Annotated in this window: 22 protein-coding genes; 10 read left to right on the top strand and 12 right to left on the bottom strand. The window is 68.0% G+C overall.

From position 1 onward, the window contains the following. Positions 1-21: 21 nt before the first annotated feature. From E2493_RS07495 to E2493_RS07480, 4 genes are all read left to right on the top strand, one after another. Positions 22-573: a (2Fe-2S)-binding protein gene (locus tag E2493_RS07495; RefSeq protein WP_135085313.1), complete on the top strand. Its 552-nt coding sequence runs from the start codon at positions 22-24 to the stop codon at positions 571-573. Positions 574-679: 106 nt separating this feature from the next. Then, positions 680-1579 (top strand): RcnB family protein, encoded by a 900-nt coding sequence (locus E2493_RS21735; protein ID WP_225421211.1) that lies wholly within the window; start codon positions 680-682, stop codon positions 1577-1579. Positions 1580-1694: 115 nt separating this feature from the next. Continuing rightward, the gene (locus tag E2493_RS07485; protein WP_135085311.1) at positions 1695-2966 is read left to right on the top strand and encodes a metal-dependent hydrolase family protein; all 1272 of its coding nucleotides are present in this window, start codon (positions 1695-1697) and stop codon (positions 2964-2966) included. Continuing rightward, positions 2963-3637, top strand: a complete 675-nt coding sequence (locus E2493_RS07480; RefSeq protein WP_135085309.1) for a prolyl hydroxylase family protein — start codon at positions 2963-2965, stop codon at positions 3635-3637. The genes E2493_RS07485 and E2493_RS07480 overlap by 4 nt, the downstream gene beginning before the upstream one ends. A 9-nt stretch (positions 3638-3646) precedes the next feature. Here E2493_RS07480 and E2493_RS07475 read toward each other — a convergent pair whose 3' ends face one another. Then, positions 3647-4138 (bottom strand): flavin reductase family protein, encoded by a 492-nt coding sequence (locus E2493_RS07475; protein ID WP_167737439.1) that lies wholly within the window; start codon positions 4136-4138, stop codon positions 3647-3649. Between the two features lie 181 nt (positions 4139-4319). On the opposite strand from E2493_RS07475, the gene E2493_RS07470 reads away from it, so the two are divergent. Both E2493_RS07470 and E2493_RS07465 read left to right on the top strand, forming a co-directional pair. After that, positions 4320-4949, top strand: coding sequence for an OB-fold-containig protein (locus E2493_RS07470; RefSeq protein WP_135085305.1), 630 nt, complete (start codon positions 4320-4322; stop codon positions 4947-4949). Between the two features lie 23 nt (positions 4950-4972). After that, positions 4973-6646 carry a flotillin family protein gene (locus E2493_RS07465; protein ID WP_225421210.1) on the top strand — a complete coding sequence of 558 codons (1674 nt, stop codon included), beginning with the start codon at positions 4973-4975 and terminating at the stop codon, positions 6644-6646. Between the two features lie 66 nt (positions 6647-6712). Here the strand turns inward: E2493_RS07465 and E2493_RS07460 are convergent, their stop codons facing one another. Both E2493_RS07460 and E2493_RS07455 read right to left on the bottom strand, forming a co-directional pair. Beyond that, a complete protein-coding gene (locus E2493_RS07460; RefSeq protein WP_135085303.1) occupies positions 6713-7324 on the bottom strand; it encodes a PAS domain-containing protein in 612 nt (203 codons plus the stop codon). 2 nt (positions 7325-7326) lie between these two features. Next, a complete protein-coding gene (locus tag E2493_RS07455) occupies positions 7327-8139 on the bottom strand; it encodes a nucleotidyltransferase family protein (RefSeq protein ID WP_135085301.1) in 813 nt (270 codons plus the stop codon). 118 nt (positions 8140-8257) lie between these two features. On the opposite strand from E2493_RS07455, the gene E2493_RS07450 reads away from it, so the two are divergent. Beyond that, positions 8258-9031 (top strand): phosphocholine cytidylyltransferase family protein, encoded by a 774-nt coding sequence (locus tag E2493_RS07450; RefSeq protein WP_135085299.1) that lies wholly within the window; start codon positions 8258-8260, stop codon positions 9029-9031. Here the strand turns inward: E2493_RS07450 and E2493_RS07445 are convergent. From E2493_RS07445 to hutI, 6 genes are all read right to left on the bottom strand, one after another. Further along, entirely contained in the window at positions 8991-9440 is a 450-nt protein-coding gene (locus tag E2493_RS07445) for an HIT family protein (RefSeq protein ID WP_135085297.1), read from the bottom strand. The genes E2493_RS07450 and E2493_RS07445 overlap by 41 nt on opposite strands. Before the next feature lie 10 nt (positions 9441-9450). Then, the gene (locus tag E2493_RS07440) at positions 9451-10554 is read right to left on the bottom strand and encodes a CDP-alcohol phosphatidyltransferase family protein (RefSeq protein WP_135085295.1); all 1104 of its coding nucleotides are present in this window, start codon (positions 10552-10554) and stop codon (positions 9451-9453) included. Continuing rightward, positions 10551-12146, bottom strand: coding sequence for an FAD-dependent oxidoreductase (locus tag E2493_RS07435; protein ID WP_135085390.1), 1596 nt, complete (start codon positions 12144-12146; stop codon positions 10551-10553). The genes E2493_RS07440 and E2493_RS07435 overlap by 4 nt, the downstream gene beginning before the upstream one ends. Next, positions 12143-13672, bottom strand: coding sequence for a histidine ammonia-lyase (hutH, locus tag E2493_RS07430; RefSeq protein ID WP_225421209.1), 1530 nt, complete (start codon positions 13670-13672; stop codon positions 12143-12145). The genes E2493_RS07435 and hutH overlap by 4 nt, the downstream gene beginning before the upstream one ends. After that, positions 13669-15330 carry a urocanate hydratase gene (gene hutU / locus E2493_RS07425; protein WP_404828300.1) on the bottom strand — a complete coding sequence of 554 codons (1662 nt, stop codon included), beginning with the start codon at positions 15328-15330 and terminating at the stop codon, positions 13669-13671. The genes hutH and hutU overlap by 4 nt, the downstream gene beginning before the upstream one ends. Before the next feature lie 91 nt (positions 15331-15421). Next, positions 15422-16633, bottom strand: a complete 1212-nt coding sequence (gene hutI, locus E2493_RS07420) for an imidazolonepropionase (protein ID WP_135085293.1) — start codon at positions 16631-16633, stop codon at positions 15422-15424. 40 nt (positions 16634-16673) lie between these two features. Between hutI and E2493_RS07415 the strand changes: the two genes are divergently transcribed. Beyond that, complete coding sequence (locus E2493_RS07415) at positions 16674-17546, top strand: arginase family protein (RefSeq protein WP_225421208.1); 873 nt, start codon at positions 16674-16676, stop codon at positions 17544-17546. Here E2493_RS07415 and E2493_RS07410 read toward each other — a convergent pair. Next, complete coding sequence (locus tag E2493_RS07410; protein WP_135085289.1) at positions 17543-18769, bottom strand: NAD(P)/FAD-dependent oxidoreductase; 1227 nt, start codon at positions 18767-18769, stop codon at positions 17543-17545. The two genes, E2493_RS07415 and E2493_RS07410, sit on opposite strands and share 4 nt — an antisense overlap. A 124-nt stretch (positions 18770-18893) precedes the next feature. On the opposite strand from E2493_RS07410, the gene E2493_RS07405 reads away from it, so the two are divergent. After that, positions 18894-19331 carry a group III truncated hemoglobin gene (locus E2493_RS07405; protein WP_225421207.1) on the top strand — a complete coding sequence of 146 codons (438 nt, stop codon included), beginning with the start codon at positions 18894-18896 and terminating at the stop codon, positions 19329-19331. A 120-nt stretch (positions 19332-19451) separates the two neighbouring features. Next, positions 19452-19913, top strand: coding sequence for a PA2169 family four-helix-bundle protein (locus tag E2493_RS07400; protein WP_135085281.1), 462 nt, complete (start codon positions 19452-19454; stop codon positions 19911-19913). A 46-nt stretch (positions 19914-19959) separates the two neighbouring features. On the opposite strand, the gene E2493_RS07395 is transcribed toward E2493_RS07400, so the two are convergent. Both E2493_RS07395 and E2493_RS07390 read right to left on the bottom strand, forming a co-directional pair. After that, positions 19960-21486, bottom strand: coding sequence for an FAD-dependent oxidoreductase (locus E2493_RS07395; protein ID WP_135085280.1), 1527 nt, complete (start codon positions 21484-21486; stop codon positions 19960-19962). A gap of 167 nt (positions 21487-21653) precedes the next feature. Next, positions 21654-21890, bottom strand: coding sequence for a hypothetical protein (locus E2493_RS07390; RefSeq protein WP_135085278.1), 237 nt, complete (start codon positions 21888-21890; stop codon positions 21654-21656). Between the last annotated feature and the right edge of the window lie 182 nt (positions 21891-22072).

Here is a 22072-nt window from a genome sequence, read left to right as displayed (position 1 = left end):
TCCTCCCGTTAAGACGCCGTCATGACGCGCTTCACCGTGAACGGCCAGCCCATCGAATATCGGCTGGACCCGGAGACACCCCTCCTATGGGCGTTGCGTGACGCTTCCAACCTCACCGGGACGAAATACGGGTGCGGCACGGGGCAGTGCGGCGCCTGCACCGTGCACGTCGATGGCCGGCCGACCCGAAGCTGCCAGCTGCCGATCGGGCGGCTCGAGGGCAGCTTCGTGACCACGATCGAGGCGTTGTCGCGCGATCGCTCTCATCCCGTCCAGCAGGCCTGGGTTGCCGAGTCGGTTCCGCAATGCGGCTTCTGCCAGTCCGGGATGATCATGGCCGCAGCCGCCCTGATCGATCGCAATCCCGCGCCGACGGACGAGGAGATCGACGCCGCGATCACCAACCTGTGTCCCTGCGGAAGCTATCCGAGGATCCGGGAAGCGATCCGCCGCGCCGGCCGGATGCGCAGCGGGGAGGAGCAGATTTCGGCCGCACCCCCGCCGGGAGTCGATCCGGCCGATGCCGCGCGCCACGTTCCGGCGCTCAGCCCAGCGGCGGCACCCAAGCGGTGATTCCTGTCGGATCGTTGTCTAACCGGTTCACCCACGGCTCATCGACTCTCGTGCACAACTCGTCACCATAAAGCGCGGCATCTCGCCGGCTCACAGGAGTTCTTCGATGCGCCAAGCATTGATCGGTATCATCATGGCGGCGACGGTGCTTACCCCGATCGCAGCCCAGGCCAAGCCGGCGGATTCGGATCGCGCCGCCCGGATCCAGCAGCGTTACGAGCGTCAGGGCGCGCGCAACCAGGCGCGGTCGGAAGCCCGCCAGCAGCGTCAGGCTGTGCGCGAGCCGCGCGTCCAGGCTCCCCAGGCGCGAAGCGTCGAGTCGGTCCAGCGGCCGGAGCGCACCCGCGTCTATTCCGGCGAGCGCCAGCAATCGAACGGCGCCTGGCAGAATCGCCGAACATGGCAGGAAAATGCTGCTGCCGGCCAGAGCACGCAGGGCAGCAGCCAGTCCGCCCAGAGCTGGCGCGGGCGCCGCGGCGGCGACGGCGGAGAGGCCTTCCGCAATCGCGTGCAGGAGACGCGGGAAGCGTCGCGCCGCAGCGCCGAAGGGCTGTCGCCCGAGTATCAGCGCCAGGCGGCGCGCAACCAGGCGCGTGCCGAGGAGCGGATGCGCGAGCAGCGCCGGGACTGGCGGGAAGATCGCCGTGACGATCGGCGCGACTGGCGGAACGACCGGCGCGACTATCGCCAGGCGCGTAATTGGGATCGGCAGTGGCGGAACGATCGGCGCTACGATTGGCAGAGCTACCGCTATTCCAACCGGAACCTGTTCCACATCGGCCGCTATTACGCGCCCTACCGCAATCACAGCTACAACCGGCTTTCGATCGGCCTCTTCCTCGGATCGGGCTTCTACGGCGACAATTATTGGATCAGCGATCCGTGGCAGTATCGCCTGCCGCCCGCCTATCCGGGCACCCGCTGGGTCCGTTACTATGACGATGTCCTGCTGGTGGACGTCTACTCGGGCGAAGTCATCGACGTGATCTACGACTTCTTCTGGTAGAGGACAGCCGGCCAAGAACAGGAAGCCCGGGGCGTGCGGACGCTCCGGGCTTTTTGCTTGCCAGCCGGACGGAGGGCGACGCATGGAGCGTCGATCATCCGAGGGATCGATGCCGATGCGCCATTTCGCTCTTGCCGCCGGTCTTGCCTGCGCCATCGCCGCGCCCGCTTCGGCGGAAACCGTGACGATCCACGCCGGCCGGCTGATCGCCGACCCGGGCCGGCCGGTTATAGGGCCGGCGACGATCACGGTCATCGACGGACGGATCACCGCGATTGCCGAGGGGCTCGCGCCGCCGGCGGCGGGCACCCGGCTGATCGATCTCTCGAGCAAGACGGTGCTCCCCGGCCTGATCGACACCCACGTCCATCTCTCGGGCGATCCCGACGACGATTATCGTAACCAGGCGGTCGACAGCGACGAATGGGCGACGCTGGTCGGCGCCAGGAATGCCCGCGCCACCGTGCGCGCGGGCTTCACCACCGTACGGGACCTCGGTTCCGGACCACTGGTCGGCTTCGCCTTGCGGCGGGCGACCGCGGAAGGCGCGATCCCGGGGCCCAGGATTCTCTCCTCCGGCCCCGCGATCTCGACCATCGGCGGCCATGGCGACGTCTCCGGCTTCCGTCCGGAAGTGCTCGCGGTGCTGGGTAGCGGCAACACCTGCACCGGCGCCGAGGAATGCGCCGCCCGCGTGCGCGAATTCTCCCGGGCCGGCGCGGACGTCATCAAGATCACCGCAACCGGCGGGGTGCTGTCGCAGCAGGCGCGCGGCCTTGGCCAGCATTTCACCGACGCCGAGATGAAGGCGATCGTCGACACGGCCCACGGGCTCGGCCTCAAGGTCGCCGCGCATGCGCATAGCGCGCGCGGCATCGAGGCCGCCGCCCGCGCCGGCGTCGATTCGATCGAGCACGGCACCTTCGCGGACGGGGAAGCGATCCGGGTGATGAAGACCAACGGCGCGACCCTGGTGCCGACCCTGATGGCGTTCACCGGCATTCGGGAACGCCTCGGCAAGGGCATCTACACGCCGACCGTCGAAGCGAAGGTTCGCCAGACACTGGGGGAAGTGGGCAAGGCGGCGAGGGCGGCGCGCGCCGCGGGCGTGCCGGTCGTGTTCGGGACCGACGCGGCGGTGTTCGAGCATGGCCGCAACGCCGAGGAGCTCGCCCTGCTGGTCGAGCACGCCGGCATGAGCCCGGCGGAGGCAATCACCTCGGCCACGACCGCGGCGGCGCACCTGCTCGGACTGGACAGTGAGATTGGCCGGATTGCGCCAGGCTATTCGGCGGATATCATCGCGGTGAGCGGCGACCCGCTGCGCGACGTGCGCACCCTGGAAAAAGTGGAATTCGTGATGGTAAGAGGACGTACGATCGAATGAGCACGGTCACCGGAGATCCGGCCGCCTTCTACCGGATGCAGATCGGCGCCTGGGTGAAGGAGAGGGTGAAAAGGACGCCCAACTGCCTCCAGATCCCTGCCAAGGGCCTGGACATCTTCGTCGCGCGGGATTTCCTCACAGCGCGCGAGTGCGAGCAGGTCATTGCGCTGATCGACAAGGATCGCGTCCCGTCGGGACTGCTGTCGTCGAACGGCGATCCGGAATTCCGCACCAGCGAGAGCTGTCATCTGAAGATGAGCGACGCGATCAACGTGCGCGTCCAGGACAAGATCAACGCGCTCACCGGGATACAGCCCGAGCATGGCGAGACGATCCAGGGACAGCGCTACGCCCCCGGCCAGCAGTTCAAGCCGCACCACGATTTCTTCCATATGAACACGGAATATTGGGAGGACATGCAGCGCAGCGGCGGCCAGCGGACCTGGACCGCGATGATCTTCCTCAACGACGTGGAGGCGGGGGGCCAGACCTGGTTCCCGGAAGCGAACGTGCGGGTCACCCCGCGGCGCGGCAACCTCCTGTTGTGGAACAACATGGACGAGTTCGGGCAGCCCAATCACTATTCGCTGCACAGCGGCATGCCGGTCGAGGCGGGCGTCAAATACGTGATCACCAAATGGTATCGCGAACGGCCCTGGGGGCGCGGCTGAGCCGCGACGTCAGTCGACGGCGCCGCCATATTGGCCGTCGACATAGACGAGAGGATTGACCTCCTCGCGGACCTGGGCGTCCTCGACCACGCCGATGAAGATGCTGTGCGTGCCGAAGCGATGGTGGTCGATCCGGCGGCACACGATCGATGCCTGGGCATCGATCAGCCGCGGCGGGCGGACGCAATCCTCGGTCCAGCCGCTGAGGAAGCGCAAGGCGTGCTGGCGCCGATCAGCGAACATGCGAGCGATGTTCTCCTGATCGCGGTGGAGGACGTTCACGCAAAAATGGGAGACATCCTCCATCGACCCGTGCATCGCCGAGAAGCGGTTGATGCAAACCAGGAGGCTCGGTGGGTCCATGGCCAGCGAGGACATCGCCGTCGCGGTTATGCCCATCCTTTCCCCACCGACGCAGATCGTGATCACGTTCACCGTCGATGCGACGCGGCGCATCGCGGCGCGGAAGGACTCGACGGCGCTGGGATCGGTCTCGCTCATCGCCGCCCCATGGCCGCTGTGCGCGCGGCTGGCAACGTCTAGCCGACCTGCTTGGCCGTCCCGAACCGACCGGGGCAGGGATGATGTCGGACCGTCACGAGCAGGAGCAGCAGAGACAAACGTCGGATTTCTCTGGAAAAATATCCTCAGACCGCTAGCATCGGCTCCGAAGAGGGGGACCATGCTCGAAACGCTGACCGCACCGGCCAACCTGCCCTTCTCGGCGGCACTGGCGGTGATGCTTCTGATCGGCCTTGCCGAAGCGATTGGTCTTGGAGCGAGCGCTGCGCATCTCGACGCGGACCTGGACGGCGACGCGGATCTGCTTGGCTGGCTCGGCATCGGGCAGGTGCCGCTGTTGATCGTGATCGTCGTTTTCCTGACGCTCTTCGGGCTGCTCGGGCTCACCATCCAGCAGGTGGCAGAAGGCGTCGCCACGCGGCCGCTGCCCCTCGTCATCGCGGTTCCGGCCGCAATTGCCGCAGCCTTGCCGGCGACCGGCCTCTTCAGCCGAGGCCTGGCCCGAATCCTGCCGCGCGACGAGACCACCGCCGTCAGCCTCGACACCCTGGTCGGCAAGCGCGGCACGATCACGATCGGCACCGCCCGCCGCGGCAGCCCGGCCCAGGCGCGGGTCCGCGACTCGCACGGGCAGAGCCATTACGTGATGGTCGAGCCGCAGAACGAAGATCATCCGATCGTCGAGGGCGAGACCGTTCTGCTCGTCCGCCGCGACGGCCATGTCTTCACCGCGATCGGGACCGCCGACGGCCTGACGCCGCACATACACGAACAGCTCGGGATGAACTGACGATGCTTATGGAAGGGAATGGAATGATCCAGCTGGCCATCTATGCAGGCGTCGTCTTCGCCGCGCTGCTGACGCTCGGCATCATCATCACGCGCCTCTACCGGCGCGCGACCAAGGAGATCGGCTTCGTCCGCACCGGCTTCGGGGGCGAGAAGGTGGTGATCAACGGCGGCGCGCTCGTCCTTCCGGTGCTTCACGAGACGATGCCGGTGAACCTCAACACCGTGCGCCTCGCTGTCGAGCGCAAGAACACCGACGCGCTGATCACGCTCGACCGCCTCCGCATCGACGTGAAGGCCGAGTTCTACGTCCGCGTCCGGCCCGATCAGGAGAGCATCGCGACCGCCGCGCAGACCCTCGGCCTCCGGACCATGCAGCCGGAGAGCCTGAAGGAGCTGATCGAGGGCAAGTTCGTCGACGCGCTCCGCTCGGTCGCCGCCGGAATGACGATGGCCCAGCTTCACGAGCAGCGTGCCGACTTCGTCCAGAAGGTGCAGCAGGTCTCCGCCGCCGACCTGGCGATGAACGGCCTCGAGCTCGAGTCCGTGTCGCTGACCGGCCTCGACCAGACCTCGATCGAGCATTTCAACGCCAATAATGCGTTCGACGCCGAGGGCCTCACCAAGCTCACCGAGCAGATCGAGCTGCGCAAGAAGGCGCGCAACGACATCGAGCAGGAAACCCGGGTGCAGATCGAGGCGAAGAACCTCGACGCGCAGCGCCGCAGCCTGGAGATCGCCCGCGAGGCCGAGTTCGCCCGGCTCGAGCAGGAGCGCGAGGTCGAGGTCCGCCGCGCCGCGCAGAACGCGGAAGTCGCTCAGGAGCAGGCGCTGCGCCAGCGCGAGGCGGAGGAGGCTCGGATCGCCGCCAAGCAGCAGGTCGACAGCGCCCAGATCCAGGCGAACCGGGTCGTCGAGCAGGCCAAGATCGCGCAGACCCAGGCGCTCGAGATCGCGCGGCAGGAGCAGCAGATCGCGGTGCAGAACAAGAGCCGCGAGGAGAGCCAGGCTAAGGCGGAAGCCGACAAGGCGCGCGCCGCCGCGGTGGCGGCGGAGGAACAGGTCGGCACGGCGCGCGAGACCGAGATCGCCGAGCGTCAGAAGCGGATCGAGCTGATCGACGCGGCGCGCGAAGCCGAACGAGCCGCGATCGCCATCAGGGTTCAGGCCGATGCCGACAAGCAGGCCGCAGCCGACCGCGCCGAGGCAGCGCGCCTCGCAGCCGAAGGCGAGGCCGAGGCCGAAAAGCTCCGGGCCGAGGCGGCGCGGGTGCGCTTCGAGGTCGAGGCGGCGGGCCAACGCGCGATCAACGAGGCGGCGAACCTGCTCTCATCGGACCAGGTCTCCCTGCAGACCAAGGTCGCGCTGCTCAAGGTGCTTCCGGAGATCGTCCGCGAAGCGGCCAAGCCGATGGAGGCGATCGACAGCATCAAGATCGTCCAGGTGGACGGCCTGACCGGCGGCGCGCCGGCGGCTGGTGGCGCCGGTGGCGCGGGCGATACCAACCTGGCGTCCAGCGCTGTCGCCGCGGCGCTGCGCTATCGGGCTCAAGCGCCGATCGTCGACGGACTGATGAAGGAGCTCGGCTTCGATGGATCCACGCTGGAGAGTCTCGTCGGCGGGGCCGCCCCGAAGGCGCCCTCCGTGCCGGGCGCAGAGGCGCTGGTCGCCGTCCCGGTCGAGAACCCGAAAGACTGATTGGCCGGGGCTCTTCCGCGGAAGCGGAAGGGCCCCCGCTTCGGCGCGACATTCTGAAGAGATCGTCTAGAGCCCGGCTTCCACCGCGATCCGCACGGCGTCGGCAGAGGTCGCAACGCCCAGCCGCTCGATCAGCGCGGCACGGTGCATCTTCACCGTCTTCTCGTTGATGCCGAGTAGCGGGCCGATCTGCTTGTTGCGCAGCCCGCGCGCCATCTGCTCGAGAACGTCGCGCTGCCGTGCGGTAAGTCGTGACAGACGCTCACGGGCAGCGGCCTTGCGGGCATCCTCGCCCCGCGGCGGATCGTCCGACACATCCATCTGTGAGCCGATGAAGTAGAGCAGCCGCCCGTCGTCATCGAACACGGGCGCGATCATCAGCGCATTGCGAAAGGCGGTGCCGTCACGCCGGTAGTTCAGCACCTCGGCCATCACCGACCGCTCGTCGGCAATCGCCTCGCGGATACGGGCCTGGTCGGCCGCGTCGGTGCCCTCGCCGGAGAGCAAGCGGCAGTTGCGTCCCAGCAACTCCTGTTCCTCATAGCCGGTCAGCCGCTCGAAGGCCGCGTTCGCGGCGATGATGGGATTGTCGCCCAGCCGCGGATTGGTGACGACCGTCGCGATCGGGCTCAGGCGTATCGAGGCGATCAGCGCCTCGCCTTCCTTGTCCACGACCATGTCTAGCGCGCTCCTGCCACCACGCGAGCGGCGTCGTGACGCCGTGCGGCGACGGCACGCTCGGCAAGGGCCAGGTCGGACGGCTTGTCGACGTCGATCGCCGCTTCGGCAAAAGGCAAGCGGATCGCCTTCAGGCGAAGCTCGAGGGCTCGGCCGACCTTCGCGGCGGCGGCATCGAGCGAGATCGTTCTGGTCAGCGCCCGCAGAAAGATGGTGGGACCGAAAAAGCTCAGCATCTTCAACGCCTTCTTGCGATCGCGTTCTGCCCGGGCCCAGAACTCCAGCGCGCTCCGCGCCTTGGGATTGGCGAGCCCGAACAGATTCGCACCGGTATAATGTCCGTCGAAGAACTTCAGCCAGGTGCGTCTGGTTTCCGGATAGGCCGCTTCAACCGTGCCGCGCTCGACAAGCGCGAAGGAAACGTCGGTGTCGACGGTCCGGCCGAGGAAGGTCTCGACCATGTCTTCGGTCAGGAGGGCATGATCGGCGGTCGTGACGAGCAGGGGGAAAGGCGCATCGGCGCCGCCGGCAATTGCTGCGATGCTCGTCGAGATGCCGTCGCCCGCGTCCGCCGTACTCACCCGCGCCTCGGCGCGGAGCCAGGCAGGCGCCTGCGAGAGCAGGCGGTCTGCCGATTGGGCCAGGACGATCACGCGACCGATCGACGGCGAGGCGAGCAATGTGCGCACGACGCGCGCCAGCATGGGCTCTCCACCCACCGGGATCAGCGCCTTGGAAGACACGCCCATGCTTTCCGCAAAGCCGGTCTCGCCAGGTCGCTGGCCTGCGAGCACGATAGCCGTCCACTCCCCCATTGCCCGACCTCAAACAGGTTCACGAACGACAGGCCATCAAAAAAGTGGCGCGCCGTGCCGAGAACGCTAGGATGTTGCGAAGGCGCAACGCCTTCTTGCCTCTCTAGCATCCAAGACCATGCCAATCCAAAAAGCCATCCTCCTCAGTGCCGGCAAAGGCTCGCGCCTGCTTCCCCTCACCGCCGACCGACCCAAATGCCTGATCGAATTTTCCGGCAAGAGCCTGCTCGAGTGGCAGCTCGACACCTTGCTCGCGGCCGGGATCGGCGAGATCGTGGTGGTCACCGGCTTTCGCGAGGAGCTGGTCGAGGCGGTCGCGGCAACACGCGCCGGCGTGAGGACCCTGTTCAATCCCTTCTACCACGTCGCCGACAACCTGGGCTCGGTATGGATGGCGCGGCACGAGCTGAGCGGCGAACTGCTGCTCCTCAATGGCGACACGCTGGTGTCCCCTGCCCTGCTCGCCCGCGTGCTCGCCGCGGGCGGCGGACCGATCGCCGTCACCACGGACGAGAAGCCCTCCTACGACGCCGACGACATGAAGGTGCTGACCGAAGGCGACCGGCTACTGCGCATCGGCAAGACGCTCGAGGCTGGCCTTTATAATGGCGAATCGATCGGCCTGCTTGCCTTTCGGGGCGGCGGTGCCGGTCAATTCGCCGCCAAGGTCGAAGCGATGATGCGCCGGCCGGAAGGCACGCGGCGCTGGTATCTTCGCGCGATAGACGAGCTCGCCCAGGAAGGCGCCGATGTCCGGACCGTATCAATTCGGGGCGAGGATTGGCAGGAGGTCGATTTCCCCGAGGATCTCGCCAGGGCCGAGGCGCTGACCGCGCGCTGGGCCGCCAGCATCACGGCCGAGGAGGATGCGCCGCGGGCCATGCGGCTTTGAGCCACGCGACGAGCGCTGCGATCTCCGGAGGCGCGAGCGACACGGCCTCCCCGAGCGCCGGGAGCTTCGGCCAGCCTGCATCACCAATCTCGATCCCGCAGGCGCCGCGCACGCCCTCGTAGCGCGGAATGACGTGATAGTGGACATGGGGGTCCACCATCATCAGCATCAGGTAGTTGATGCGGGAATAGCCCACCAGGGTGCCGAGCGTCCGCTCGATGTCGCGCACGACCATCGCCTGCTCGGCGAAGGCGTCCGCCGGCAGGTCCGAATAGGCGGTCGCCACGCTTTTCGCCGCGAGCACCAGGCTGCCCAGCGTGGGCTGCGCCGGCCGCAGCAGCACCAACCAGTGCCGGTATTCGGCGATCAGGGTTTCGGGATGGCCGAAGCGCACGATCGTTTCGTTCACCCGTCCCTCCTCATGCCAGCCAGGAGACCACGGGGCGGCGACGTGCCGCCCGGATCGCCTGAAGCAGTTGAACGCCATGCACGGCAAGCGAAGCGATCGTCCAGCCGGCGACGGCGAGCAGCCCCCACTCGGGGCGGCCGAGCGCCAGGAAGGCGACGAGGATGACCATGTTCGGGTTTCGACGCGCCGTGATCAGGCGGAACCAGCTGTCGAACGGCCGCCAGACATGGATGTGGATCCTGAAGCGGGCGATGAATGCGCCTTCGATCAGCCGCTGAACCACATAGCCGCCGATCAGCACGGCCATCACGGTCGCGAAAAGCTCGCCGTCGAGTGGGCGCCCCCACGCGTGGAGGCCGACGCCCCAGGCCCACCACCAGAAGGGCGGGTGGACGAGATCGATGCCGTGGTCGAAGACATTGCCCCACCAGGATGAGGTGAGGGTGCAGCGGGCGAGCTTTCCGTCGACCGTATCGAGCACCATGAAAACCAGCCCGAGCGCAATCCCTGTCCAGAAATGACCCTCGTGGAAAAGCCAGGTGGCGGCGATGCAGAGCAGCGCGCCGATCGTGGTGACCTGGTTCGGCGTCATACCGATCCGGGCCGCCCAGCGGGTCAGCACCAGCGCCCATTCCGGCCAAAGATATTTTGTGAGCAGATCGGTCACGCCCTTGTAGGCGCCGAAATAGCTCTGCCGCTCCAGCGCACGCACCGTCTCCGGTGTCAGCCGGCCGAGGAACGGCTTCTCTCGCTTGCGCAAGGCCTCGTTCTCGAGCGCGCCGAGCTCCTCATACGCCACGGAGACGCATCCCGCCGGGTCGGCGAGCGGCAGATCGTGCCCCATCGCGAAGGTGACGGCGAGGCGAGGCTCGAGGTCCTCGACGTGGGCGAGGACGGGGACGCCCTCCACCGTCAGGACGTGGTTCGGTCGCTCGGCGATGAAGCGCAGCCAGGCCGGATCGAAGACGAAGGCGAGGTTTGCGACGAGCGGACCGCCGCCCGCCCCCGATGCGAAATCGAGCTGCTGGCCGGCGGCCATCCGTGCCAGGCGCTCGCGCGGCGTCAGGCCCCATAAGCGGGTGCGGTTGCTGCCGACCGGAAGCACCGCGCTCATCGCTTCAGCTCGGCCGAGATGCGCTCGGCGGTGCGCAGGGCGAGAGCGACGATGGTGAGGGTCGGATTGGCCCAGCTTCCGGTCGGGAAGAGCGATGAGCCCGCGATCCAGAGGTTGCCGAGGCCGTGCACGCGCCCGTCCGCATCGGTGACGCTGGTCCGCGGATCGTCACCCATTCGCGCCGTTCCCATGTGATGATAGCCGCCGATCGGGTGGGACGAGATCAACGGATCGGTCTCCCAGCGTCCGCCGCCGAGCCAGCCGGCTGGCTCGACGGCGCCGAGGCCGAGGCGCCGGAGCTCCCGATCGAGCGCGCCGACCAGCACGCCGACGCTACGCACATCGACCTCCGACAAGCGCCAGTCGAGGCGCGCGCGCGGAACGCCGGTCGCATCCAAGTCCCCATCCAGCATGACGCGGCTTTCCGGGTTCGGCGCCTGCTCGGCGCGCACCAACAGGGCGACGTCGAGGCTGCCGAGCTTGTGCAGCAGCCACGGCCGCGCCGGGTCGACATGGCGCTGCGCCCAGCCCGCTGCCTTCTTGGTCGCCATCCAGAGGGCGCGGCCGCCTTTGGTCGGCGCCATCTTGTGCTTGATGCCGCTATAGGCCTTCATCCCGAGGAACTGCCTGCGCCCGGCGGGCTGCCGCGCGACGATGGTTAGCGAAGTGTTGAGGATCCCTTCGCGCCGCTGCAGGGCTTCACCGGGAGTGATCAGCGCGGCGATGTCCTCGCCGGCCATCCTGTGCCTGCGGCCAAACGCCTTCAGCAGGTCCCACGCCCTTCCCTGGACGATGCGGCCGCCGCGGGCGTGCGGATGCTCCATGAAATAGCGGCCGACCTGATCGCGGTCGTTGCCGAGCCCGTTCGGCATCACCGAGCGGGAGGCGAGCAGCAGGCGCGGAGTCTCTATGCCTCCCGCGGCCACCACATAGGAGGACGCGCGGACGGTGAGGCGCCCCGATCCGAGTGCCCGCGCCTCGACTCGATCGACGCCGCGGCCGCCCTCGCTCGCGACGATCTCGCTCACCGTGGCATGGGTCACGATCTGGCACTTCGGATCCGCCTCGAGGTCGCCGCAGCTTTCGTAGGCAAATCGGTTGAAGCGGCGATCGAAGGTCCACAAGGGCGTTTGCAGCTCGTCCGGATCGAAGGCCGGGAGAGGAATGCCCGCGCCGCGCAGGTCGTTCGGCTCCGGCCGTCGCGCGGGAAGATCGAACAGCGGCCGCGCCTCGTCATACCATCGACGAAGCTCGTCCCAACCGATCGGCCAGCCGGAGAAGGGCAGATAGTCGCGCCGCTCCAGGTCGATCGGATCGAGCTCGGCGCAGCGACCGCCCCAGATGGCGGTGGTGCCCCCGAAGAAGCGCAGGCGGGAATCCTCCAGATCGTAATAATCCTCGCCGACATTCTCGCCGGCGTTGAGGTCGGCGATCGGAGCCTCGTAATCGAGGCCGCCGCTCTCGAGGAGCACGACCGTGTGACCGGCGCGGAGCAGGCGCCGGGCGAGGCTGATGCCGGCAGCGCCCGCACCGATGACGCAGACCTCGCCTTCGAGTGCGATCGGCCCGTCGATGTCGGCGAGATCGATCAGAAGAACTCGCCCTCCAAGGCGTCGGAGAGGGCCCCTTGAAGCACGGCCTCGCGCGCCCAGGCGAGATCGTCGGCGAAATAGCGGTCGGCCTCGTAATGCGGCACATGCGCGCGGATCAGCGCCCGGGCCGTCTCGAGCTGCGGCGAGGTTTCGAGCGGCGCGTGGAAATCGACGCCCTGGGCCGCCGTGAGCAGCTCTATGCCGATCACGCCGGCGGCGTTGGCCGCGATCCGCCCGGCCTTGCAGGCCCCGTGCGTCGCCATCGATACATGGTCTTCCTGATTGGCCGAGGTCGGGATGCTGTCGACGCTGGCCGGGAACGCCAGGCTCTTGTTCTCCGATACCAGTGCGGCGGCACTCACCTGAGCGATCATGAAGCCGGAATTGACTCCGCTGTCGCGCACGAGGAAGGGCGGCAGGCCGCTCATCTTCGGATCGACCAGCACCGCCGTGCGCCGCTCCGAGATCGAACCGATCTCGCACAACGCCATCGTCAGCATATCGGCCGCGAACGCGACGGGCTCGGCGTGGAAATTGCCGCCGGACAGTGCTTCCTCGGCCTCCGCGAATACGACCGGGTTGTCCGTCACGGCGTTGGCCTCGATCTCCAGCGTCCGCGCCGCGTTGCGGATCAGGTCGAGGCAGGCGCCCATCACCTGCGGCTGGCAACGGAAGCTGTAGGGATCCTGCACCCGCGGACAGTCTTCGTGGCTGTGGCGGATCGCGCTCCCCTCGAGCAGCCGCTTCAGCGCCGCCGCCACGGCGATCTGACCCGGCTGGCCGCGCGCCTCGTGAATGCGTGGATCGAACGCCACGTCCGTCCCCTTCAGGGCATCGAGCGACAGCGCACCGGCGATCAGCGCCGAGGCGAAGACCCGCTCTCCCGCGAACAGCGCGTCGAGTGCGATCGCCGTCGAGACCTGGGTGCCGTTGATCAGCGCCAGCCCTTCCTTGGGTCCGAGCACGAGCGGCTCCAGCCCCAGCTTGGCAAGCGCCTCCCGTGCCGGCAGCGCCGCGCCTTGAAGCACGATCTGCCCCTCGCCGATCATGGCGGCGCTCAGGTGCGCGAGCGGCGCCAGGTCCCCCGAGGCTCCGACCGAGCCCTGGCTGGGAATCAGCGGCAGGGCGTCCGCTTCGAGCAGCGCCAGCAACTGCTCGACCACCTTGCGGCGGACGCCCGACCGTCCCCGGCCGAGGCCGATCGCCTTCAGCGCCATGATCAGGCGAACGATACGCGGGGCGAGCGGGGCGCCGATGCCGCAGCTGTGGGAGAGGAGGAGATTGCGCTGCAGCTCGGCGAGGCGATCGTCGGGGATCCGCGTCTGGGCGAGCAGGCCGAAGCCCGTGTTGACGCCATAGACCGTGCGGCCGGAGGCGACGATCCGCGCCACCGCCTCGGCGGCCGCGTCGATCGCCGTCCATCCGCCGGGGGCAAGCGCAACGGCCGCGCCGCGCCAGATGGCGCGCAGCTGGGCAAGCGTCACTTCGCCCGGGACGAGCTCGACGGCGGCGGGCGGCGCGATCACTTGCCGACCATCGGCAGGTCGAGACCCTGCTCGCGCGCGCAGGCGATGGCGATGTCGTAGCCAGCATCGGCGTGGCGCATGACGCCGGTGCCCGGATCGTTCCACAGCACCCGCTCCAGACGGCGCGCGGCGGCTTCGCTGCCGTCTGCGACGATCACCATCCCGGCATGCTGGGAATAGCCCATGCCCACACCGCCACCATGGTGGAGCGATACCCAGGTCGCGCCCGAGGCGGTGTTGAGCAGCGCGTTGAGCAGCGGCCAATCGGACACGGCGTCCGATCCGTCCTTCATGCTCTCCGTCTCGCGATTGGGGCTGGCGACGGAGCCGCTGTCGAGATGGTCGCGGCCGATCACGATCGGCGCCTTGAGCTCGCCGCGCGCCACCATCTCGTTGAACGCCATGCCGAGCCGGTGCCGCTGGCCGAGGCCGACCCAGCAGATCCGCGCCGGCAGCCCCTGGAAGGCGATCCGCTCGCGCGCCATGTCCAGCCAGCGGTGGAGATGCGGATCGTCCGGGATCAGCTCCTTCACCTTCTGATCGGTGCGGTAAATATCCTCCGGATCGCCCGAGAGCGCGACCCAGCGAAACGGCCCGACGCCGCGGCAGAAGAGCGGGCGCACGTAAGCGGGCACGAAGCCCGGATAATCGAAGGCGTGCTCGACGCCCTCATCCTTGGCGACCTGGCGGATGTTGTTGCCGTAATCGAATGTCGGGATGCCCTGCTCCCGGAAGGCGAGCATCGCCTCGACATGGACGGCCATCGATGCGCGCGCCGCCGCCTCGACCGCCTGCGGATCTCGCTCGCGCATGTCGATCCACGTATCGACGCTCCAGCCGGCGGGAAGATAGCCGTTCACCGGATCGTGCGCGGAGGTCTGGTCGGTCACCGCATCGGGACGAATGCCCCGGCGCACCATTTCGGGAAGGATCTCGGCGGCGTTGCCGAGCAGGCCGACGGACGTCGGCTCGGCCGCATTGCGGATGATGTCCAGCGCCTCGTCGAGCGAGGTCGCCCGGCGATCGAGGTAACGCGTCTCCAGCCTCTTCTCGATGCGGCTCTCCTGGCATTCGATAGCGACACAGTGGGCGCCCGCCATCACCGCCGCCAGCGGCTGCGCGCCGCCCATGCCTCCGAGGCCGGCGGTGAGGATCCAGCGTCCGGAGAGGTCGCCGCCATAATGCTGCCGGCCCATTTCGACGAAGGTCTCGTACGTCCCCTGAACGATCCCCTGGGTGCCGATGTAGATCCACGATCCGGCCGTCATCTGGCCGTACATCATCAATCCCTTGCGATCGAGCTCGTGGAAATGCTCCCAGGTCGCCCATTTCGGCACGAGGTTAGAGTTGGCGATGAGCACGCGCGGCGCATCTTCGTGGGTGCGGAACACGCCCACCGGCTTGCCCGACTGGACCAGTAGCGTCTGATCGTCCTCGAGGCGCTCCAGCGTCTCGACGATCCTGTCGAAGCTCTCCCAGTCGCGAGCCGCGCGGCCGATGCCGCCATAGACGACGAGCTCCTCCGGCGCTTCCGCGACACGGGGATCGAGATTGTTCTGGAGCATCCGCACGGCTGCCTCGCTGGCCCAGCTCTTCGCCCGGATCTCGCCTCCGGTCCGTGCCCGGATCGAACGGCTGTTGTCGCGCCTGTGCAGCATCCTGTCCCCTGTCGGCGCGCCCGTGGCCGCCCTTCCTCTTTCGTGGCGTTAGAAAATGGCGCCTGCTTCCACAAGGCCGGCGCCCGCGCGGTCAGGCGTCCTTCCCGGCGACGATCCGGCGCTCGGGGCCGGGATGGCCGATCCAGTAGCACAGCTCGGCGGGACGATTGACGCGCCAGACGCAGAGGTCCGCCGCCTTCCCAGGCGCGATAGTGCCGATCTCGTCCTCCAGACCCAGCGCCTTGGCGGCATGGCGGGTCATGCCCAGCAATGCCTCCTCCGGGGTCAGGCCGAACAGGGTGCAGGCCATTCCCAGCATCAGCGTCGGGGAGAGCACGGGCGAGGTGCCCGGGTTGAGATCGGTCGCGACCGCGATCGGCACTGCGTGCTTGCGCAGGAGAGCGATCGGCGGCTTGCGGGTCTCGCCGAGCGCGTAGAAGGCGCCGGGGAGCAGCACGGCGACCATGCCGGCCCTCGCCATCGCCTCGACGCCGGCTTCGTCCGCATGCTCGAGGTGGTCGGCCGAGAGCGCCTTGTGTTCGGCGGCGAGCGCCGCGCCGTCGAGGTTGCTGAGCTGCTCGGCGTGGAGCTTGACCCTCAGGCCGTGCTCCTCCGCGGCGGCGAACAAGGCCCGCACCTCGTCCGGCGTGAACCCGATCCCTTCGCAAAAGGCATCGACGGCAGTCGCCAGGCCGGTCTCGGCCGCAGCAGGGATCATGTCCTCGATCGCAAGTTCGACGAAGCCGCGGCGGTCCCCCCGATATTCCGGCGGCAGCGCATGAAGCGCGAGGAGGGTCGGAACGACGCGCACCGGCGCCGTCTCCCCGAGCTGCCGCGCTGCCTCCAGCATCTTGAGCTCCGTCGCAGTGTCGAGTCCGTAGCCGGACTTGATCTCGACCGTGGTGACGCCGCCGCGCATCAGCGCCTCCAGCCGAGGCCGCGCGGCAGCGACGAGGTCGTCGCGCGAGGCGAGGCGGGTCGCCTTCACAGTGGAGAGGATGCCGCCACCGGCGCGGGCGATTTCCTCGTAGCTCGCGCCGCCGAGCCTTTGCTCGAACTCCGCCGCTCGATCTCCGCCGAAGACCAGGTGCGTGTGGCAATCGATCAGGCCGGGGGTGATCCAGGCGCCGTCCAGCCGCTCGACGCTGCGCGCGCGGTAACCGGCGAGATCGATGCGGCGGCCGACCTGGACGATTCGCCCGTCCTGGATTCCGATCGACGCGTCCTCAATCGCTCCGAACGAACCGGGGGTCGTCGGGTCCATCGTCGCGACGTTGCAATTGGTCAGAAGCCGATCCCACATGGCTCGCCTTCATGGCCGCTTCGCGTGTAAGGGTCAAAGCATGGCGTGGCGTTCGATCGCGGATCTTATCTCGGCCGAGGGGGAGGTCGCCCTGCTCGGCGTCCCGATGGAAGCGGGCTCGGTCACCCCCGGCCGGTGCGATCTCGCCCCCGACACGATCCGGCGGACGCTGAAGCGCTTCAGCACTTACGATGTCGAGCGGGGCACGGAGCTGTCGCTTGCGCTTGCGGATCTCGGCGACGTTCCGATCCGGGGCGTCATGCCGGCCCAAGGCTTCGGGCCGATCCGCGACGCGGCGGCCGCCGCGGGTGCCGGCCATGCGCTCACTCTCCTGCTCGGCGGCAACAACGCTGTCACCCGGCCGGCGGCGCACGGACTTGGCGTGCCGCTGGAGCGGGTGGGCCTGATCACGCTCGACGCCCACTTCGATCTCCGCGAGACGGACCAGGGGCTTCTCAACGGCAACCCGATCCGAGCGTTGCTCGAGGACGGCCTGCCCGGCCGGAATATTTGCCAGATCGGCCTGGCGCCGTTCGCCAATACGGCCAAAATGCACGCCGATGCCGTGCAGGCCGGAATCGGCGTCTACACGATCACCCAGTGCCTGGAGCGCGGCATCCTTGCGGTTCTCGACGACGCGCTGGCACGGCTTGCCCATGCCGAGGCGGTGATGATCGATTTCGACATCGACGTGATCGACCGCGGCCAGTGCCCCGGGGCGCCGGGCGCGAGGCCCGGCGGAATGCCGGCGCGCATGTTCTTCGAGGCGGCGCGGCGGCTTGGCCGCGAGCCCAGGGTGAGGCTGGTCGATCTGACCGAATTCGACCCGAGCCTCGACGTCGGCGACATCACCGCTCTCACCGCCGCCCGGTGGGTCTGCGAGATTCTCGCGGGCTATGCCGGCCGCCCCTAGCCGTCCATCTCCTTGAGTGGGACGGCGGTGTCGGCCAGCCGCGCCGGATCGACCATGGCGCGGTCGAGTACGAGCTTTCTCCCCTGCACGTAATCGCGCGTGGCGTTGACGCAGTCGAGCGCGATCACCCGTCCCTCCAACAGATAGACGAGCGAGAAGCTGCGCGTGGCAGGATCGCCGCGGACTATCGTAGCATCATAGCCGAGCGACAGGCCGACGGTCTGGAGCTTCAGATCATATTGGTTGGACCAGAACCACGGGATCGCCGCATAGGGTTCCGGCCGCCCGATGATCGCCCGCGCGGCGGTTGCCGCCTGATCGTGCGCGTTCTGCACGGATTCCAGCCGGATCCGAAGCCCGCCGGCGAAGAGGTTCTCGTGGGCGGCGCAATCGCCGATAGCGTAGACGTGAGGAAGACTGGTTCGGCAGAAGGAATCGACGTCGACTCCGTTCGCCCCGGCCGCTCCGGCGCCGAGCAGCGGCGCGACCGCCGCGTCGATGCCGATCCCGACGATCACCATGTCGGCCGCGATCGTCCCGCCCGATTGCAGGGCCAGGCCCGTGACGCGGCCACCTGCGCCTTCGACGCGTTCCACCGCTGAGCCGAGGCGGACCTCGACGCCCTGCGCGCGGTGCTCCGCGGCGTAGAAAGCGGAGATATCCGGCCCCGCCACCCGGGCGAGCAGCCGCTCGAGCGCCTCAATCAACACGACCTGCTTGCCCGCCTTTCGAAGGACTGCCGCGGTCTCCAGGCCGACATAGCCGCCTCCCACGATCGCCACGCGCTCGACACCGTCGAGACCGGTCCGGATCGCGTCGACCTCACTGCGACGCCGGACGACGTGCACGCCGTCAAGATCGCCTCCGGCACAGCCCAGTCGCCGCGGCGTGCCGCCCGCGGCCCAGATCAGCTCTCCGTAAGAGAAGACGTCGCCGGCCGAGCTTCTCAGCCTGCGCGCAACCGGGTCCAAGGAGTCGATCCGCGTGGCAGCGATCAGCGCCACCTCCCTCTCCGCCCAGAATGTTTCCGGCCGGATCAGCATTCGTTCGAACGCCTTCTCCCCGGCGAGATACTCCTTGGAGAGCGGGGGCCGCTCGTAGGGCAGCTCCGGCTCGTCGCCGATCAGGCCGATCGAGCCCGAGAAGCCGAGCTGGCGAAGCTGGATGGCGGCCTGGGCACCGGCATGGCCGGCGCCGACGATCGCGATATCGAAATGAATCACGGCGGGAGGTCTAGCGGCGGCGGCCGTCGAAGCCAATCTGGGGCGCGGAGGCCTCAGGGAATCTCCGTAGCGCATTGCGCCGGATTTCGAGGCAAGGGTCGATATGGGCAATGGCGAGGCGGGATTGAAACGAAACGAGATCACGGAAGACGGGCTGCGCGTCCTGGTCGAGACCTTCTACGCCAAGGTTCGCCAGGATCCGGCGATCGGCCCGGTCTTCAACGCCGCGATCGACGATTGGCCGGAGCATCTGGAAAAGCTCCAGGCCTTCTGGTCGTCGGTCACGCTCGGCACCGGTCGCTACAAGGGGCGGCCGATGCCGGCGCACATCAAACATGCCGATTCGATCTCGGCGGCGTCCTTCGAGCGCTGGCTGGCCCTATGGGCCGAAACGTCCGGCGAACTGTTCGAGGCGGGGCCTGCCGCGGCGCTGCAGGACAAGGCCGGGCGGATCGCCGAGAGCCTGGCGATGGGAATGGCCTTCCACCGGGATCCTGACGCCGCACTGGGTCTGACGCGGCGCGCCGCGCGGACTGCCTGGCGTCCCGCAGAGGCGGATTGAAGCCGATCGAGCCGCGCATCGCGGGCGCGCCGCTACAGCCTTTTTGCCGCCTCCCCGGCGATTGAACCTTTGGCTCCGAGACCGGTTGATTCCGCACCCCCAAAGGATGGAGCCAAAGCAATGATGCTGAACCGCGAACATGACATATCCGTGCTCAACAGCCTGATCACGACGACGATCGACAGCGCGAACGGCTTCGAGCGTTCGGCGGAGAACGTGCAGGGCACGCAATTCGAGCAGATGTTCCGCGAGTTCGCCCAGGAGCGGCGTCAGATCGTCGGACGTCTGCAGGAGCATGTGCGGATGCACGGCGGCACGCCGAATGACGACGGATCGCTCAAGGCGGACCTTCACCGCCGCTTCGAGGATCTGCGCACCGCGATCGGCGGCGGCGGCAACGACAAGGCCGTGATCGAGGAAGTCGAGCGCGGCGAGGATTACATCAAGGGCAAATACGAGACTGCCCTGGCCGACGAGCAGCTTTCGTCCGAATGCCGCGCGGTCGTCCAGGAAGCCTTCCAGTCGGTCCGTGCCGGCCATGATCGGGCCAGCGCGCTGAAGCACAGTCTGCAGGGCGCGTGACCTTCCTCCCGGACGCGCTCCCTGTGCGGAGCGCGTCCGGCCTCTCTCACGCCTCCGCCAGCGGCTTCACCGCGGGACCGTTCAGGACCTCCCCGTCGGGCGCGAACTGCGACCCGTGGCATGGGCAATCCCAGCATTTCTCGAACCCGTTCCAGTGAACGATGCACCCGGCGTGGGTGCAGACTGCCGAACGCCGCACGATGCTTCCGTCCTCCGCGCGATAGCAGGCGAGCTTCGCCAGGCCCTCGCGAATGATCGCGCCTTCGCCAGGGGCGATCTCGTCCTCGGAAGCGACCTCCGACGGGCCGAGATGCTCGGCCATGTTCTTCATCACGCCGGCCTGGCCACGCACGAATTCGCCCAATGAGGAGGTCGACGTGAGCGACTTCCTTGCGGGATCGAGCACCGGAGCGAACCGGCTGTCCTCGCCAATGATCAGCGGGAAGATGGTGAGACTGCCGGCGACGCCGTTGGTGATTCCCTGGCCGGAATCGCCGCTATGGATATAGATGTTGCGGCTCCCCGGATTGCGCCCGGAGAAGGGCATGAAATCGATCGGCTCGAGCACCTGGCCCGACCAGCGGTACTCGGCCCGGGTGAAGCTGGGATAGCGCTCGCCAGTCCATCGCTCCAATGCGTCGAGTCGCTGGTCCATGTCCTCGGCCTCGCCGGAGCGATGATCCTCGCCGCCGACGATCAGCAGATCCTCAGCCTCGCCGAGCGGCTGGATGCGAACGTAGTGATAAGCGTCGTATGTGTCCCAGACGAGCGCATCGGGCACCGATCCCTTCGGCACCCGGCCGGCGATCGCGTAGGTCCGGTCGGGCGCCTGCTTGGTGTGGATCGCGACCTTGTCATTGACCGGGGAGTTGGTGGCGAAGACGGCGGCGCCGGCCCGGATCACGTGGCCGGCCTCGACCGTGATCTCCACGCCGTTCTCGTCCTCGTTGTCGGAGACATAGGCGGTGTCGGCATGAAGCCGGCCGCCGTGCCGGATGATCGCCTGCGCCAGGCCGGCCAGGTATTTGGTGGGATGGAAGCGTCCCTGGTTGGGGAAGCGAAGCGCGCGGCCCGTGTCGTAGCCGGGAACCGGCGCCCGCTCGACCCACTCCACCTCGACGCCAATCTTGCGGCAGGCGTCGAATTCCTCCTCGAGGTCGCGCCGATGGTCCTCCTCCGCCGGAAAGAGATAGCCGTCGACGCGGGCGAAATCGGCGTCGAGTTTCTCGTCCCGGCAGATCGCCTCGATCCTGTTCACCGCCGCGACCTGGCTATCGTGGTAGATTCGGGCCTCGTCCTCGCCGCGGACGCGGATCAGCTCGGAATAGAAATCGTCGAGCTCGGTGGCGAGATGGGCGGTCGTCCGGGCCGTCATCCCGCCGCCGATCGTGCCGCGGTCGATGACGATCACCGAACGGCCGGAGCGGCTCAGCTCATAAGCGGTCGAGAGGCCGGCGATGCCGGAGCCGATCACCACCACGTCGCATCGCGCATCTGCGGCGAGCGGGGGCGCCTCGACTACTGGGACCCGATCCATCCAGCACGAGATGCTCCGTTCATCCGCAACGTTCATGCTCAGCCTCCTCTTCAGCTGAACGGCCAATCCTCCAGCCGCGGCGCGGTTCCAGCGGGCAGCAAGACGTTGCGGGACGCAAAGCAACGCGCGCCCGCCACAGGGCGAGCGCGCGCAACGTGTTCGTCAGGCTGCGAGAGGCGTGCGCCCCGCGAAGCCAGGCTGGCTTACTGCGTGTTCGAGGCCGCGTTGCCGGTGTTGAGATCGACGTCGATATCGACGCCATTCTCGATCTTGGCTGCCTGGTTGCTGATCACGTCTCCGGCCTTGTCGAGGGCGTTGCCCGCTTCTCCGGCGCCCTCCTCGATCGTCTCGCCGACGGCGGCGGCGCCGTTCTCGGCGGCGGCAGCGAGATTCTCGTCCGCCTGCCCCTCGCACGCGGCGAGCAGGAGCAGGGAGGACATTGCGATTGCACCAGCAAGACGCTTCATTTGCTCACCTCCATCTGATGTCGAGCGGCACCCGCCGGTCGCGACGTATCGATAGCTGACTCGCCACGCGATGATGCGCAAGCCGAAACGTTCTTCCATCGGCGCTGCGGGCTGATCCAGATCAATTGACGGACGATCGCGAGAGGGTAGGAACA

Origin of the sequence: Sphingomonas parva (ex Maeng et al. 2020), from assembly GCF_004564275.1 — a bacterium.
Taxonomy (GTDB): domain Bacteria; phylum Pseudomonadota; class Alphaproteobacteria; order Sphingomonadales; family Sphingomonadaceae; genus Allosphingosinicella; species Allosphingosinicella parva.
Note: the sequence above shows the minus strand (reverse complement) of the source record. Positions and strands in the feature narration are given on the sequence as shown.

Bases quoted from the DNA above. Each gene is read 5' to 3' on its own strand.
- E2493_RS07415 (WP_225421208.1), top strand. From the start codon at position 16,674: ATGGCGTGGCGTTCGATCGCGGATCTTATCTCGGCCGAGGGGGAGGTC.
- E2493_RS07495 (WP_135085313.1), top strand. From the start codon at position 22: ATGACGCGCTTCACCGTGAACGGCCAGCCCATCGAATATCGGCTGGAC.
- E2493_RS07390 (WP_135085278.1), bottom strand. From the start codon at position 21,890: ATGTCCTCCCTGCTCCTGCTCGCCGCGTGCGAGGGGCAGGCGGACGAG.
- E2493_RS07485 (WP_135085311.1), top strand. From the start codon at position 1,695: ATGCGCCATTTCGCTCTTGCCGCCGGTCTTGCCTGCGCCATCGCCGCG.
- E2493_RS21735 (WP_225421211.1), top strand. From the start codon at position 680: ATGCGCCAAGCATTGATCGGTATCATCATGGCGGCGACGGTGCTTACC.
- E2493_RS07480 (WP_135085309.1), top strand. From the start codon at position 2,963: ATGAGCACGGTCACCGGAGATCCGGCCGCCTTCTACCGGATGCAGATC.
- hutU (WP_404828300.1), bottom strand. From the start codon at position 15,330: ATGCTGCACAGGCGCGACAACAGCCGTTCGATCCGGGCACGGACCGGA.
- E2493_RS07455 (WP_135085301.1), bottom strand. From the start codon at position 8,139: ATGGGGGAGTGGACGGCTATCGTGCTCGCAGGCCAGCGACCTGGCGAG.
- E2493_RS07470 (WP_135085305.1), top strand. From the start codon at position 4,320: ATGCTCGAAACGCTGACCGCACCGGCCAACCTGCCCTTCTCGGCGGCA.
- hutI (WP_135085293.1), bottom strand. From the start codon at position 16,633: ATGTGGGATCGGCTTCTGACCAATTGCAACGTCGCGACGATGGACCCG.
- E2493_RS07460 (WP_135085303.1), bottom strand. From the start codon at position 7,324: ATGGTCGTGGACAAGGAAGGCGAGGCGCTGATCGCCTCGATACGCCTG.
- E2493_RS07440 (WP_135085295.1), bottom strand. From the start codon at position 10,554: ATGAGCGCGGTGCTTCCGGTCGGCAGCAACCGCACCCGCTTATGGGGC.
- E2493_RS07450 (WP_135085299.1), top strand. From the start codon at position 8,258: ATGCCAATCCAAAAAGCCATCCTCCTCAGTGCCGGCAAAGGCTCGCGC.
- E2493_RS07395 (WP_135085280.1), bottom strand. From the start codon at position 21,486: ATGAACGTTGCGGATGAACGGAGCATCTCGTGCTGGATGGATCGGGTC.
- E2493_RS07475 (WP_167737439.1), bottom strand. From the start codon at position 4,138: ATGAGCGAGACCGATCCCAGCGCCGTCGAGTCCTTCCGCGCCGCGATG.
- E2493_RS07465 (WP_225421210.1), top strand. From the start codon at position 4,973: ATGATCCAGCTGGCCATCTATGCAGGCGTCGTCTTCGCCGCGCTGCTG.
- E2493_RS07400 (WP_135085281.1), top strand. From the start codon at position 19,452: ATGATGCTGAACCGCGAACATGACATATCCGTGCTCAACAGCCTGATC.